The sequence below is a fragment of the Pseudomonas sp. RC4D1 genome (assembly GCF_018390395.1).
GTDB classification, from domain to species: domain Bacteria; phylum Pseudomonadota; class Gammaproteobacteria; order Pseudomonadales; family Pseudomonadaceae; genus Aquipseudomonas; species Aquipseudomonas danubii.
On record NZ_JAHBAW010000001.1, the window covers coordinates 2,398,020 to 2,412,532 of the forward strand.

Annotated in this window: 14 protein-coding genes, 1 tRNA gene and 1 pseudogene; 6 read left to right on the forward strand and 10 right to left on the reverse strand. The window is 60.1% G+C overall.

What is annotated here, in order from left to right; genetic code table 11:
• Positions 1-45: 45 nt before the first annotated feature.
• From dusA to KHO49_RS11020, 4 genes and pseudogenes are all read right to left on the reverse strand, one after another.
• On the reverse strand, positions 46-1,047 hold the full coding sequence (dusA, locus tag KHO49_RS11000; protein WP_213665011.1) for a tRNA dihydrouridine(20/20a) synthase DusA: 1,002 nt from the start codon (positions 1,045-1,047) through the stop codon (positions 46-48).
• Between the two features lie 303 nt (positions 1,048-1,350).
• Entirely contained in the window at positions 1,351-1,803 is a 453-nt protein-coding gene (locus KHO49_RS31025; protein WP_249735503.1) for a P-loop NTPase family protein, read from the reverse strand.
• A gap of 107 nt (positions 1,804-1,910) precedes the next feature.
• Positions 1,911-2,300: pseudogene (locus KHO49_RS11015) on the reverse strand (ABC transporter permease); the annotation flags it as partial.
• Positions 2,301-2,316: 16 nt separating this feature from the next.
• Positions 2,317-2,967, reverse strand: a complete 651-nt coding sequence (locus KHO49_RS11020; protein WP_213665012.1) for an FMN-dependent NADH-azoreductase — start codon at positions 2,965-2,967, stop codon at positions 2,317-2,319.
• Positions 2,968-3,066: 99 nt separating this feature from the next.
• On the opposite strand from KHO49_RS11020, the gene KHO49_RS11025 reads away from it, so the two are divergent.
• From KHO49_RS11025 to KHO49_RS11045, 5 genes are all read left to right on the forward strand, one after another.
• Positions 3,067-3,927, forward strand: coding sequence for a LysR family transcriptional regulator (locus tag KHO49_RS11025; RefSeq protein WP_213665013.1), 861 nt, complete (start codon positions 3,067-3,069; stop codon positions 3,925-3,927).
• A 184-nt stretch (positions 3,928-4,111) separates the two neighbouring features.
• Entirely contained in the window at positions 4,112-5,683 is a 1,572-nt protein-coding gene (locus tag KHO49_RS11030; RefSeq protein ID WP_102863697.1) for a sensor domain-containing diguanylate cyclase, read from the forward strand.
• Positions 5,684-6,055: 372 nt separating this feature from the next.
• Positions 6,056-6,880 (forward strand): arylamine N-acetyltransferase family protein, encoded by an 825-nt coding sequence (locus KHO49_RS11035; RefSeq protein WP_213665014.1) that lies wholly within the window; start codon positions 6,056-6,058, stop codon positions 6,878-6,880.
• Between the two features lie 117 nt (positions 6,881-6,997).
• Positions 6,998-7,819, forward strand: a complete 822-nt coding sequence (locus KHO49_RS11040; protein WP_170002237.1) for a hypothetical protein — start codon at positions 6,998-7,000, stop codon at positions 7,817-7,819.
• Positions 7,820-8,138: 319 nt separating this feature from the next.
• The gene (locus KHO49_RS11045) at positions 8,139-9,680 is read left to right on the forward strand and encodes a nucleobase:cation symporter-2 family protein (protein ID WP_102863693.1); all 1,542 of its coding nucleotides are present in this window, start codon (positions 8,139-8,141) and stop codon (positions 9,678-9,680) included.
• A 62-nt stretch (positions 9,681-9,742) separates the two neighbouring features.
• Here KHO49_RS11045 and KHO49_RS11050 read toward each other — a convergent pair whose 3' ends face one another.
• The 4 genes from KHO49_RS11050 to KHO49_RS11065 all read right to left on the reverse strand — a co-directional run bounded on the left by KHO49_RS11050 (position 9,743) and on the right by KHO49_RS11065 (position 12,252).
• Complete coding sequence (locus KHO49_RS11050; RefSeq protein ID WP_213665015.1) at positions 9,743-10,324, reverse strand: SH3 domain-containing protein; 582 nt, start codon at positions 10,322-10,324, stop codon at positions 9,743-9,745.
• A gap of 95 nt (positions 10,325-10,419) precedes the next feature.
• Positions 10,420-11,577 (reverse strand): MFS transporter, encoded by a 1,158-nt coding sequence (locus KHO49_RS11055; RefSeq protein WP_110652618.1) that lies wholly within the window; start codon positions 11,575-11,577, stop codon positions 10,420-10,422.
• Positions 11,578-11,810: 233 nt separating this feature from the next.
• Positions 11,811-12,185 (reverse strand): hypothetical protein, encoded by a 375-nt coding sequence (locus KHO49_RS11060; RefSeq protein ID WP_146232949.1) that lies wholly within the window; start codon positions 12,183-12,185, stop codon positions 11,811-11,813.
• Positions 12,177-12,252, reverse strand: a tRNA-Asn gene (locus tag KHO49_RS11065). Before KHO49_RS11065 ends, KHO49_RS11060 begins: the two co-directional genes overlap by 9 nt.
• Positions 12,253-12,522: 270 nt before the next feature.
• On the opposite strand from KHO49_RS11065, the gene KHO49_RS11070 reads away from it, so the two are divergent.
• Positions 12,523-12,756 (forward strand): hypothetical protein, encoded by a 234-nt coding sequence (locus KHO49_RS11070; RefSeq protein WP_102863689.1) that lies wholly within the window; start codon positions 12,523-12,525, stop codon positions 12,754-12,756.
• Positions 12,757-12,762: 6 nt separating this feature from the next.
• On the opposite strand, the gene KHO49_RS11075 is transcribed toward KHO49_RS11070, so the two are convergent.
• Together KHO49_RS11075 and KHO49_RS11080 are read right to left on the reverse strand one after the other, a co-directional pair.
• Positions 12,763-12,960: a hypothetical protein gene (locus KHO49_RS11075; RefSeq protein ID WP_011060362.1), complete on the reverse strand. Its 198-nt coding sequence runs from the start codon at positions 12,958-12,960 to the stop codon at positions 12,763-12,765.
• Positions 12,961-13,090: 130 nt separating this feature from the next.
• A complete protein-coding gene (locus KHO49_RS11080) occupies positions 13,091-14,287 on the reverse strand; it encodes an amino acid aminotransferase (RefSeq protein ID WP_102863685.1) in 1,197 nt (398 codons plus the stop codon).
• Positions 14,288-14,513: the final 226 nt, after the last annotated feature.

The following is a 14,513-nucleotide window of genomic DNA, read 5'->3' on the forward strand; positions in this document are numbered from 1 at the left end:
TAATTGAGATACCAAAAGCCAGATCAGGTTCAACCCGGCTGATGGTTAACGCCCTTCAAGCAGTTGCCCGGCCTGATCCAGCAGGCCCAGTGGGTCCTTGGTCTTGTGAATATCCACCGACAACAACTGGCGAAACTTGCGAGCCCCAGGGAAGCCCGTCCCCAGTCCCAGCACATGGCGAGTGATGTGGTGCATCGCGCCGCCGCAAGCCAGATGCTCGGCAATATAAGGTCGCAGCTGCGCCAGGGCCTCGGCCCGGGAAATGACCGGTGCGGTGCTGCCGAACAGCTGTTGGTCCACCTCGGCCAGCAGATAGGGATTGTGATATGCCTCACGACCCAACATCACCCCATCAAAGGTCTGCAGATGTTCATGGCAGGCCTCCAGGGTCTTGATTCCACCGTTAAGGATGACTTCCAGCTGCGGGAAATCCGCCTTCAACTGTGCGGCCACGTCATAGCGCAGCGGTGGAATATCCCGGTTCTCCTTGGGCGATAGCCCTTCGAGAATCGCGATCCGTGCATGCACGGTAAAACTGCTGCAGCCGGCATCCTGGACCTGGCCGACGAAATCACACAGTTCGGCATAACTGTCACGACCGTTGATCCCGATGCGATGCTTGACTGTCACCGGAATCGACACCGCATCGCGCATGGCCTTCACGCAATCGGCCACCAGCGCCGGATGCCCCATCAGGCAGGCGCCGATCATATTGTTCTGCACCCGATCGCTTGGGCAACCGACATTCAGGTTGACCTCGTCATAACCGTGCTCCTGGGCCATACGCGCGCAGGCCGCGAGGTTCGCCGGGTTACTGCCGCCCAGCTGCAGTGCCAAAGGATGTTCGGACTGGTGATAGCGCAGGAAGCGTTCATGATCACCGTTGAGCAGCGCACCGGTGGTGACCATCTCGGTGTAGAGCAGGGTGTGTTTGGACAGTAGACGCAGGAAGAATCGGCAGTGACGATCAGTCCAATCCATCATCGGCGCCACTGAGAAACGACGTGAAAAGCTTTGCTGTAGGGAGGTTTCGTTGTTCAAGGACATGAGGTTCTGCTTTGAGACGTTACGGCGGCAAATGAAGCAAGCTTCTTCGCATCGTGAACAAAAGATCTGATAGCGCGGAGTTTATCAGGAAAGCGCAGGGGCAATTTGTTTGTCCCCGGGATGGACGGGGGACGATTGGTGAGTCATCGAGTTACGCCGATTATCTGCCTCAAGCGCACCGCAGAGTAGTACCCCACGATTGCGCCGAACCTCAGCCATACCCCCGCGCAAATGCACCAGGAAAGAACCTTCGGATAATCATCACGAAAGAACTTGCCATAGAAGCGGATCATGCCTCGATGTTTATGCCATTCGACGAACAACGGGCGTGAGCGGCTGCAGGCGCCGGAAATGGCTTCGACGTTGGTTGGTTGGTTGGTTGGTTGGGTCGGCAGGGGCAACCTCGAAACGTTTCGTCCAAGAGTTGGCCTCGCGGAACTGCAGGGTATTCGCCAGTGGCTCGCTGAACGCCAGGGCTTGGCGCATCACTTGGGGAATGTCCGCGGCGGTATCGCTGAGAAAAACTCCCGGTGTGTGACGGTGAACACTCATTTCGCCAAAGTCGGTGCTGACCACCGGCAGGCCCAGGGCTTCGCCCTTGCGAATCTCCAGTGAGACCTCTTTCAATGTCCAGAACTCGCGATAGCGCTGTTTACCGCGAGGTAGCAGCAATTGCAGCAAGCGATCCCGAGGCTGGTCGTAGATCTGATAGCACTTGCCCAGGCCCAGGGTCTTGATCACAGGATCAGAGCACATCGGCAAACCCCTGGCGGCTCTTCTCGAACCACGCATGTCCGAGAAAAGCCACAGTGCTGGCACCCACCAGTTGGCCCAGCCATAGGCTGATATCGGGGACGACGCCCCAGCAGTACCAGGGGAAACAGCAAGGTGGTGAACGGTGGCAGGCCGAAGACCAGTAGATGAAAGATCAGCCAGACGATGAAACTCACCAGGGTATGGAACAGCACGGCCCCGAGTATCACGCCGGGCAGGAGGTCCAGGGGGAACACGACTTTCTTCACGTAGTTGGCGTTGCTCGGGATCAGGCCCGGAGCACGGCTGATGCATTCTGAAAACAGGTTGAAGACCATCATGCCGGTGAATACCAGCAAGGCGAATTGGCTTTTCGAGTCGCTGCCGGTGTCCCAGCGCACCTTGAACACCACGCTGAAAACGAAGGTGTATACCAGCAGCATGAGCAGGGGGTTGAGGAAGGACCAGAGCAGACCGGCGGAAACTGTCAGTCGCTCCACCGGTCTTTTTCGAGTACTAGGGGCGGCGCGCTGCCAGTTGCTCGGCCAGGCCGTGTGCCTGGCGCGCGGTCGCTTGCCGGGAGGCCTGGTCGATGTCTGGCCCGAGAATGGTTTTCTCCACCACCAGCGAGTGCTGGTCGGCAATGCCGATGAAGTTCAGCCAGGCCTCGATGTAGGGTTTCTGGAAATCGAACGCTTGGGCCGGAGTGTTCGACTGGGCTGAAAAATCCAGGCCGCGGGCGTAGCTCACCACCGCTGTCTTTTCGCGCAACAGGCCCTGCAGCCCGTGCTCGGGGTCGAAGCTGAAGAGGATTCCCTGGTGCGATACCAGGTCAATGAAATGCTTGAGCTTGTAGGGAATGCTGAAATTCCACAGCGGCACGGAGAGCACCAACAGGTCGGCCTGATGCAGGGGCACGGCGAGTTCCTGGAGTCGGTCCCAGGCGCTTTGTTCGCCAGCGTTCAACGGCTGGCCACCGAGTCGGGCGTACTTGGCGTCCATTGCAGTCTGATCGAGCTCCGGCAGTTCCAGGCTCCAAAGGTCCAGGGTGCTGACTTGAGTGTCGGGAACCTGTTGTTGATAGCGCTGGATAAAACTGCGGGCGATTTCCAGGGAGGCGGAGCGACGTAAGCGAGGCGAGCATTGGATGTGCAGGAGCCGGGTCATGAACGAATCTCTTGGTGGACAGGGATGACCGCTATTGCAACATAGCTTATTTATAAATATAAATTGTCGATCTAAGGCTTATTAATGGCGATATGAAATATGTTCGATGCCTTGCTGCTCCGTACCTTTGTCGCTGTTGTCGATGAACAGGGGTTCAGTCGTGCAGCACAAAAACTGCACTTGACCCAGTCGGCGGTCAGCGGCCATCTGCGGCGCCTGGAACAGCAGGTCGGCAAGCCGTTGCTGCAACGCACCACCCGCTCACAGCAACTGACAGCCGATGGCGAGCGGCTGATGGCCTACGCCCGAGCCATTCTGGCGTTGAATCGCGACGCCTGGACCGAGTTGACCCGGGTGCCGTTCCATGGGCGTGTGGGGATTGGATTGGCGGAGGATTTTGCCGAGCCCCGTCTGTTGCGTGCGCTTCTGGATTTTGCCGGGCAGTTCCCGGGTATCCAGCTCGATGTGCAGGTGAGCATCCCCGGTACCCTCCTGGATCTTCTGGCTCAGGGCAGTTTGCAGCTGGTGGTGGGGTCCTTGTGCGAAACAGCAGCGCCAGGCCAGTTGCTCTGGTCCGAACCTCTGGTCTGGGCCGGGCTGCCACAATCAGTGGCACCCTTGCCCGAGCCTTTGCCCCTGGCGCTGTTTCCTGAGCCTTGTCCTTATCGGGCGGTGGCCCTGGGGCTGTTGGCCAAAGCCGGCATCGCTCAGCGTACGGCCATGCTCTGCAGCAGCAATGGGGCCTTGCGTGCCGCAGTGCTGTCGGGCTTCGCCGTGGCGCCCATGGCGGTCAGTCAGTTGGGAGCAGGGCTGTGTGCACTGGGGGCGGAATACGGTTTGCCGGAGTTGCCTCAGGCCCAGTTCCGGCTGTTTACTGCGTCCGACGCGGACCCGGCCGTTGTGGCGACACTGACTCAGGTCATCGTCGAATATTGTTCCAGCCGACGATCCGCGCTTTAGGCATCGTCCTCTGCGGCCGATAACCCCTGCAAGGGGCTAGATCGGATGCGGTTGCGAGCGGCCCCTGGCCTGTGTTTGAACGCCATGGAGCCGATGTTTTACAGGATGCTGGTCAGTGAACCGGTCTCGAAAACAATCAGGGATCTGCCGCGTAGTTCAGGCTTTTCCCGTCAGGACGCCCCTTTTGCCTGTCCCCATTTACGACGCTCAACACGCCCCGGGTGGCACCTTGAAACGCTTGCCGCTGCTCAAGGCCGCGGTGGCCTTTATCGCCACGGTGTTCCTGTGCCTGTGCGGTTTGCTTTACCTCCAGCTAGAGCAGTCCTGGCGCCATGACCTGGCGCAGGCAGAGGTCAACTCCACCAACCTGACTCGGGCCATTGCCCAGCAGGCGGAGGACACCTTCATGGAGGCCGACCTGGTGCTGATGAGCCTGTCCGAGTGGATCCAGGCCATCGGCGAGGGCCCCGTGCAGCGGCTGCGCCTGCAACAGATCTTTGCTCGACGGGTACAGGCCCTGGTGCAACTCAGCGGAGTGTTTCTCTATGACAAGCAAGGCCAGTGGGTGGTCAGTTCCTTTAACGATTCGCCTCATGGCAAGGACGTGGCAGATCGTGACTACTTCAGGTTCCACCAGCAGAACGCTTCGCTGCAGGCCCATATCAGTCCGGCGATTCGCAGTCGCGCCAACGGCGAGTGGATCATTCCCATTTCGCGGCGGATCAATGACCAGAACGGGAACTTCCAGGGCGTGCTGATGGCCGGCATCAAGCTGGCTTACTTCGATCAATTCTTCAAAAGCTTCAATATCGATGAGCAGGGCGTGATGTTTCTCGCCCTGTCCGATGGCACCCTGATCGCGCGGCGGCCATTCGAGGAGCGGCAAGTGGGGGCCTCCCTGTCCCGTGGCGAGATTTTCAGCAAGTACCTGCCTGAGGCCACCTCCGGCAACGCCATGATCACCTCGATCGTGGATGGGGTGACGCGCTTGTATGGCTATCGCCAGTTGCAGGCGTATCCGCTGGTGGTGGCGGCGGCCAACTCCAAGGACTCGATTCTCAAGGGCTGGTACGCCTCGGCCTATCAATCCACGGCCATCGTTGCCCTGGTGCTGCTGGGAGTGGGGCTGTTCGGCTGGGTGTTTGTGAGCCAGGTGCGCAACAACGAGCGGATCGAAACCGATCTGCGCAAGGCCCAGGAGGCGTTGGAGGTGATTGCCACCCATGACAGCCTGACCGGTTTGGGCAATCGGCGGCTGTTCGAGCGCTCCCTGGAGATCGAGTTCGGTCGCGGGGCGCGGCAGAGCACGCCGCTGAGCCTGATCATTGCCGACATCGATTACTTCAAGCGTTACAACGATACCTACGGCCATGTGGCCGGCGATCATTGTCTGGCAGAGGTGGCCCAGGCCCTGAAAGGGTGTTGTCATCGCAAGACCGACCTGGCCGTGCGTTATGGCGGGGAAGAGTTCGCGGTGCTGCTACCCGATACCGATATCCACGGTGCCCTGGCCATGGCCGAGCAGATTCGCCAGAGCGTCATGGAGCGCAACATCAGCCATTCCGGTTCTCCAGTGGGACGCGTGACCATCAGTCTGGGCTGTTACTCCTTCGTTCCTACGGGGCGCGACAGCATCGAAGTCTTCATTGAACGGGCGGATGCAGCGCTGTATCAGGCCAAGGCCACGGGGCGCAATCGGGTGATGGCCCTGGCGGTGGAGAGCGCTGAGGATCTGCTGCAGCGCTCCGACCGTTGAGTCATTGTCAGGCTTTGCAGAAGATCTGATTGGCGTAGGTATTGCCACCAAGCTCATAGGGGGTGGTGCCTGCGGCGTCATATCCCTGGGCCCGGTAGAAGGCCCGTGCCGAATGATTTTTGAGCCACAGGCAGGACGCTCGCCGCGCCTGGGCGAGGCCGCTAGGGCGGTGGCTACTACAGAATCACCGTCAGCTCTTGGCAAGAGCCAATCCCGGGCCAATGCGATAAAAAATATCAGCCGAATCGATTGTTGGAATGCCCCGTTTCTGGCTTATACCTATCGTTGACCTGGCAGGGACCGGTGCTGAACAAGCGGATCGGCACAAGAGTCTCCGGAGCCCTGCGCGACACTCATTTCAAGGATTTGTGCATGAGCCAGCCGCACCTGATGAACATTGACCTCTATTTGCGCCGACTGGGTTACCACAGCGCGCCACCGCCGACCCTGGAAACCCTGCGAGAACTGCAATGGGGACATGTCTGCGAGTTTGCCTTCGAAAGCCTTTCTACCTTGTTGCGCCTGCCGGTGCCCATCGACCTGGGCACGGTGGAACGCAAGATTCTGCAAGAGGGGCGCGGTGGCTATTGCTATGAACTCAATCAGACGTTCCTGGTGCTGTTGCAGCATCTGGGCTATGAGGCGCGTGGCATTACCGGGCGGGTGGTCATGGGAGGGCCGGAGGATGCGCTCACCGCGCGCAGTCACAGGTTGACGCTGTTGCACCTAGACGGGCAGCGCTACATCGCCGATGTCGGCTTCGGCGGCATGGTGCCCACTGCGCCCTTGCTGCTCGATACCGAAGCAGAACAGGCAACACCCCACGAGCCCTATCGCATTACCGAGCGAGACGGTAGCTACACCCTGCGCGCCAAGGTCATGGATGAGTGGCGGGCCCTGTACGTCTTTGATCTGCAGATACAGGGCGATGTGGACTACGAAATGGGCAACTGGTACGTCTCGACTCACCGTGACTCGCCTTTCCTCGGTCAGTTGAAGGTGGCGCTGATAGGGCCGGGGGTGCGCCGAACCCTGAACAACGGCAGCTACGCTTTGCATCGCGTGGGGCAGCCCAGCGAGCGGCGGCAGATCACTAATGCGGGGGAGCTGATGCAGTTGTTGCAGGACGAGTTTGCCTTGCGTCTGCCGGAGCATCCCGAGCTGTCGCGAGTGCTCGAGCGCTTGCTGGAGGCCTGATCACCACCTGTCGCACCGGGAGCGGGAGCCGAATACGGAAGCACTTCCCGATTAAAATCCCAAGCTGGCGCTCCATAGAATCCACCGGCAAACCGGCAATTTTCTATGGAGAGAATCATGCAGAAAATACATCGATCCACGGTGTCCGGCAGTACCGCAACACCGCTGAGGCGTTTCAGGCAGGGGCTGTTCGCTGCACTGCTGGCAGTGGTCAGCCTGTGTTCCACCAGCAGCTTCGCGGTCCCCAACCCCGACGGCAACTACAACCTGAGCATGGACGCCCGGGCCGGGTCGCCCTATCCACCGTCCGACAACTACAGTGCCGATCTCAAGACGTCCGGAGTCGGGCCGGCGTTCACGGTGCCGGTGAGTCGACACCACATCATTGCCTACAACCAATTGCGGGATTTCTACATGTCCGTGGTGCAGCGTGGGCACTTGAAGGAGCTGAAGGGTTTCTGGGACGGCTTTGGCGCACGTTTCCTCAGCTATGGCCAGGACAATCGAGTCAACGTCACTGCGCCGGTGGCGGCGGATTATGACCAGGCCAAGACGTTGCTCGAGGAGATCGGTCGGGGCGTGGTGCGGGCCAATGCGGGCGTGCCGCCACGGCCCCTGGGTTGGGACACCTTCCATGGCTTCTACACCTGGATGCCCTGGAACCTGTTTCTCGGTCCGAACGGCCGCAATGATGATCCGGGTGAGCAATTCGAAACCAATGCCCAGTACATCATCAATAACAAGGACACCTGGAACACCATCATCAATGTGCGCGACAACATGCTCAGCTATCAGCGTGACGGCAACGTGAAGACCCTGGCCAACATCAACTCGCAGCTGTTGCGTTTGTCGGCGCGGACCCGGGTCTATCCGCTGGTCAGCGATCAGTGGATTCGTGTCGCCCCCAATGTGTACAAGATCCGCGTACCGGCCAACTGATTGGTCTTTTTGTGTGCAGCAAGGGCCGATCCAGCCAATGGATCGGCCTTTTTTTGCGTTGTGTTTCAGCGGGTGGGGTTGGGGCCGAGGATGTCGGCTTGCTGCACAGGTCCTGTCGGCCCGATGTGGGGCAGTGGCTCTGGGGCGGGCATTCAGGCTGGAAAAGGGTGATCCGTACGACCTGGGCGGGGCTTTTTATCGGTGAATCAGCAGGGGGAAGTGCCCGAAGATTGACCGATAAACTGTATACAATCCTATGGACAGTTGTCTTTGTTGTTGCATACAGTGTGCGCATAACAAAAACAGGGAACCCCACACCATGAATACGCCCCAGGTTTCACAGCAACGTCCCGAAGATGAAAATTTGGGTATTGCCGCGAATATGGCTTATGGCCTGCAACACGTTCTGACCATGTATGGCGGTATCGTTGCGGTGCCACTGATCGTCGGCCAGGCGGCCGGTCTGTCGCCAGCGGAGATCGGCCTGCTGATCGCCGCTTCGTTGTTTGCAGGGGGGCTGGCAACCTTGCTGCAAACGCTCGGCGTGCCGTTTTTCGGCTGCAAGCTGCCGTTGGTTCAAGGGGTGTCCTTTGCGGGCGTATCGACCATGGTGGCGATTGTCACCAGCAGCGGCGAGGGCGGCTTCCAGTCAATTCTGGGGGCGGTGATTGCAGCTTCGCTGATCGGCCTGCTGATTACGCCGGTGTTCTCTCGCATTACCAAGTTCTTTCCCCCGCTGGTCACCGGCATTGTCATCACCACCATCGGCTTGACGCTGATGCCTGTGGCGGCGCGCTGGGCCATGGGCGGTAACAGCCGGGCGGCGGATTTTGGCAGCATGTCGAACATCGGTCTGGCGGCCCTCACCCTGGTGCTGGTGCTGCTACTGAGCAAGATCGGCAGCGCGGCGATTTCCCGGCTGTCGATTCTCCTTGCCATGGTCATCGGTACGGTGATCGCGGTGTTCCTGGGCATGGCGGATTTTTCCGGCGTCACTCAGGGGCCGATGTTTGGCCTGCCCACGCCGTTCCACTTCGGGATGCCGACTTTCCATGTCGCAGCGATCCTGTCGATGTGCATCGTGGTCATGGTGACCCTGGTGGAAACCTCGGCGGACATCCTCGCGGTGGGTGAAATCATCCACACCAAGGTCGACTCCAAGCGCCTGGGGGATGGGCTGCGTGCCGATATGCTGTCGAGCATGATCGCGCCGATCTTCGGTTCCTTCACTCAGAGTGCTTTTGCCCAGAACGTCGGGCTGGTGGCAGTCACCGGGATCAAGAGCCGTTTTGTAGTGGCTACCGGCGGCGTGTTTCTGGTAGTCCTTGGCTTGCTGCCCTTCATGGGGCGGGTGATTGCGGCGGTGCCCACCTCGGTGCTGGGCGGTGCCGGTATCGTGCTGTTTGGCACCGTGGCGGCCAGTGGCATTCGTACCCTGTCCAAGGTCGACTACCGCAACAACATGAACCTGATCATCGTCGCGACCTCCATCGGCTTCGGCATGATCCCGATCGCTGCGCCGAGCTTCTACGATCACTTCCCCAGCTGGTTCGCGACGATCTTCCACTCGGGCATCAGCTCGTCGGCGATCATGGCGATCCTGCTGAACCTGGCGTTCAACCATTTCACCGCAGGCAACTCGGACCAGCAGTCGGTGTTCGTCGCTGGCACCGAGCGCAGCCTCCGTTTCCAGGACATTGCCGTACTGCGTGAGGGGGACTACTTCAGCGGTGGCAAGCTGCACGATGCCGAAGGCAATGAAGTGCCGCTGGTAGCTGAGGTTTCGGGGCAGTCGTCGAATCCGCTTGGGGACGGCTCGGCACCGAGCCATGCTCGAGGCAGTGCGCAAACCACGCACTGAGTGCAATCACTGCGACATAAAAAAACGGCGCCCTGAAGGCGCCGTTTTTTATGGGTGAGTCATTATTCGAGGTTGTTCAAGGGCTCCAGGGCTTGCAGGGCCTCGGGGTTGTCCTTGTACTGCCCGCGCAAGGTTGCGAGCTGGCGATCATGGCCAATACAGACGTCGTTAACGGCTTTCTCCAATTCGGCCCGACGCTCCTCGTCATACGCCTCCTCGCCGGCAAAGTGCTGGCAATCTTCGTGACGCTGGATAAAGGCCGTGACCTCGGCCGGCAGCTGTGGGCCGCCGTAGTGACCGCCCAGTTGCAGGCGTTTTTCCTCGACCCAGCCACTGTAGTCCTCACCGTTTTTGGCGATGTACATGACTTGGGCCCAGCCGCTGTCGCTGGAGGCGTACACGGTCAGGCCGTCGCCCGGAATCACATAGAGCTTCTGGTTCACGCAGGCGGCATTCGGCCCACTGTGAAAGTGCAACCGTCCTTGGCCTATGACCTTGGCTTCCAGGGGCGGCCGGTACTCGCCGGCTTCCAGGGAAGCGTTGTCGCTCAGGGTGGCGCAATCCACCGTGGAGGCGGCCAGGGCCTGTAGCGGTAACAGAGACAGCAGCCCCCACAGGGACAGGAGGCGCAGAGGTCGGTTCATTGCACAGTTTTCATCAGGGGATTCGGATGGCGCGATGGTAATGACAAAGAGGCGGCCTGTGAATGTTTCCAGGCCGCCTCTTTGTGAAGCGTGAGTTACTCCGTGACCTTGCTGAACTGCCCCTGGCGCACCAGGGACAGAGCCATTACCACCACCACGGCGGCGGCCGCCGACAGGGTCAGGGGCAAGCCATAGCTGCCGCCGCTCATGGCGGCGCCACTGAGCAGTGGTCCCAGCAGGCTGCCGATGCCCCAGAGCAGACCGGCGCTGGCATTGGCGGTCACCAGATCCGCTCCGCTGAAGGATTGCCCGATCAGCACGATCGCTAGGGTGTAGATGCCGCCCGCCGCCGCACCGAGGATGACCAGGCTCGGCCAGAGCAGACTGGGGGATTGCATCAACAGTGGCAGGCACAGACCGATCAGCAGAGCGATGATGCCGCAGCCGAGGTAGATCCCCGGGCGCCCCAGCTTGTCCGAGAGCCAGCCCAGGGGGAACTGGAACGCCGTATCTCCCAGGAGAATGATGGTCACCATCAGTGCCGCCAGTTTGATGCTGTAGCCATGAGTGGCCGCGTACACCGGAAACAGCGACAGCACGACGCTGTCGAAGAAGGCGAAGAACAATATGCCCACACACAACGCCGGGGCGATGCGGATAAAGCCCAGCACCGAGAAGGTCCGGCTTTCCTCGTGAGGACTTGGGGAGTCTTCCTGGGGCAGAGTCAGCCAGACCACGGCGATCGCCACGGCATAACCGAGGCTGACAATGGCGAGTACGAGCGGCCCCTCGGTGCCCAGCAGTGATACCAGGCCAGGGCCCAGCAGTTGGAAGAAGGTGAAACAGGTGGTGTAGACCGCCACCAAGCGGCCACGGCTGGCGTCTTCGGCCATTTCATTGACCCAGGTTTCCCCGAGAATGATGATCAGCCCGGCCCCAAGCCCCATGGTGACCCGGGCCAATCCCAGGCTGAAGAGGCTGGCGTCCGGCAGTTCCAGGGCTGCCACGCTCAGGGCGCAGAGGCTGAAACACAGCAGATAGATCTGGCGCCGGGTCAGGCGCTGGCACAAGGCATTGACCAGGAATGCCGAAAGCATCATGCCCGCCGCAGGCAGGGCTGACATGATGCCAATCTGATTGTTCGACGCGCCGGCCTGGTACAGGCGCAGGGCAAGGATCGGCACTGTGGAGCCGATGCTCAGGCCGACAATGGAAATGCCCAGGATCAAGGCAGCTAACAAGGCTTTGTTCATGATCAAGACTCGCGCCTGAAGCGTCAGGCGCTGAAAAATGGAGATGTTGCGGACGCCGCGTGACAGCATCCGCCGAGATACGGGCGAGAGCCGGGCCTGTGCCCTCGGCATAGGGGCCGGCTGCTGGCGAAGCGGTCATTGAATGGTGCGTTGCACTTCGAGACGTCTTCGCTGGCGAGCCAGCCTCTGCATCGGCGCCAAAGGTGGCGGGGCGGTGCCAGGCTCAATCGCGGTTAGCGACTGCCTTGGTGCGGGGAGAAGGTGAAGGCGAACAGGACGCTGCGGCGGCGACGGTTGATCGCGCAATCATGCTGGGCAACGGCCAGGGTTGCCGAAGGGCTCATCGAGGGGGAGAGGCACGGGGACTGTGCTGGCAGGAACATCGTTGTCTGACTGGCCGGAAAAATAGGCGCACAGCCTACGTCAGGCCATTGCGGCAAGGCAACCAGACCTTTGCCTGAGTCATTCGGCTCGCAAAGCACTTTATCCGCATGTCTGGCTGACATGCGGATCATGAAACTGATATTGGTTTTTTTCTGCTGATTTGCCAAAAGAGCAGGGCGCTCTTGCTGTGTTTGAGGCAAATCAGTGTAGGAATATGGCTCCACGACCTGGACTCGAACCAGGGACCCAGTGATTAACAGTCACTTGCTCTACCAACTGAGCTATCGCGGAATGCGCCGTATCTTACTGATTCAGAAAGGGAAGTCAACAAGCTGTGAATGTTTTTTTCAGTGCAGCGAGGTTCTGAATGATCTGCTGACATTACTTCAAGGGTTTTATCGGCTAGCGGGCCTGTACGTGATCCGATAGGGGCTACCATGGCTCCCCGGAAGTGGTTTCACGCGCTGCCGGCCTCAAGCCGCAAAGGTACGTTTTTATGATGCGCTTCGATTTATCCCAGGTTCCCACTCATTTTTTTGCATCGCGATGCGAGGTGCTGTCATGAGCATCGAGCAGATCAACCTGCCCAAGGGAGTCGGGCCTCAGGCCGACAAGTTGTGGGATGCCATTACCCAGGCAGCGGCAGCGGCGGATCTGAACCGCGCGGCGGGCAAGGCCGAAGGTTTTGTCCTGGGGCTGGAGAGTGCCAAGGCCATCAAGAGCCAGGTCGCTGAGGCGTTGTACGTGGCCTTTGATGATGCCGCCAGTCAGCGAATGCGTGAACTGGCGGGTTGAGTCGGTTCAGCCGCCGAAGGTCAGGGTGCCCAGCATCAGCTTGGCCATCAGCGATGTGGCTGCCAGTTGCACCAGCCACAGGGCCAGACCACCGAGGAACACGCCGAGGGCTATTTGCAGTACCAGGCTCTTTTCGCGTTTCTGCGAGCGGGGCAAGTAGTGCTCCAGTTCGTCGCGGTCGGCCCGCAGGTCATCGTTTTTCATCTGGATTCTCGATCGGCAAGGGAGGCGTGGCCTCAGTCTAGAGGATGCAGGGGCTGGACTGGGTATTAGCTGAGCGCGCACAAAAAAGGGGAAGCACCCTGGCTTCCCCTTTTTGCGCGACGGCCGTGAATCAGATCACCTGGAGGATGGCCTTGGTCACCACGTCGATGTTGTTCTGGTTCAGTGCGGCCACGCAGATGCGGCCGGTGTCCAGGGCGTAGATGCCGAATTCATTGCGCAGGCGGGTCACTTGCTCAACGGTCAGGCCGGAGTAGGAGAACATGCCGCACTGGCGGCCGACAAAACTGAAGTCGTGCTCAGGGGCGCCTTTGGCCAGCAAGTCGACCATCTGGGTGCGCATGCCGCGAATGCGCAGGCGCATTTCCGCCAGTTCCTGCTCCCACTGGGCGCGCAGTTCCGGGTTGTTCAGCACCGCGGCAACGATGGTTGCGCCATGGGTTGGCGGGTTGGAGTAGTTGGTGCGGATCACGCGCTTGACCTGGGACAGCACGCGAGCGCTTTCTTCCTTCGAGCTGCTGACGATGGACAGAGCGCCAACGCGCTCGCCGTACAGCGAGAACGACTTGGAGAACGAGCTGGACACGAAGAAGGTCAGGCCCGACTCGGCGAACAGGCGCACTGCGGCGGCGTCTTCGTCGATGCCGTCGCCAAAGCCCTGGTAGGCCATGTCGAGGAATGGCACGAGGTTTTTCGCCTTGACCACTTCCAGGACGTTTTTCCAGTCCTGCGGAGTCAGGTCGACACCGGTCGGGTTGTGGCAGCAGGCATGCAGCACCACGATCGATTGGGCCGGCAGGGCGTTGAGGTCTTCCAGCAGGCCGGCACGGTTTACGTCGTGGGTGGCGGCGTCGTAGTAGCGGTAGTTCCGCACCGGAAAACCAGCGGTTTCGAACAGTGCGCGGTGGTTTTCCCAGCTTGGATCACTGATGGCAACCACAGCGTTGGGCAGCAGTTGCTTGAGGAAGTCGGCGCCGATCTTCAGTGCACCAGTACCGCCAACGGCCTGGGTGGTGACCACGCGGCCAGCGGCCAGCAGGGGCGAGTCGTTGCCGAACAGCAGTTTCTGTACCGCTTGGTCATAGGCGGCAATGCCGTCGATCGGCAGGTAACCACGGGAAGCGTGTTGAGCGGCGCGAATTGTCTCGGCTTCGACAACGGCGCGCAGGAGTGGAATGCGTCCCTCCTCGTTGCAGTACACGCCCACCCCAAGGTTGACCTTGTTGGTTCGGGTGTCGGCGTTGAATGCTTCGTTGAGGCCCAGGATTGGATCGCGTGGTGCCATTTCGACAGCGGAGAACAGGCTCATTTTTACGGCGGCTCTGAATGGAGTGTGGAGGGACGTGTCGCGCTCCAGCCGAATGCACTAGAGCGGTGCACAAACGGGGAGCTAGTATAGAGGCCATCATCGCGGTGGGCGACAGTCGATTGACCTTTTGCAGCAAGTTTTTCGCTTTATTTTTCGACCGTTAGTCTTATTGCAACATCCTGGGTGTTAGCGGGTGTCAGGCCTTTCCCTTGAAAGCCGTAGTATT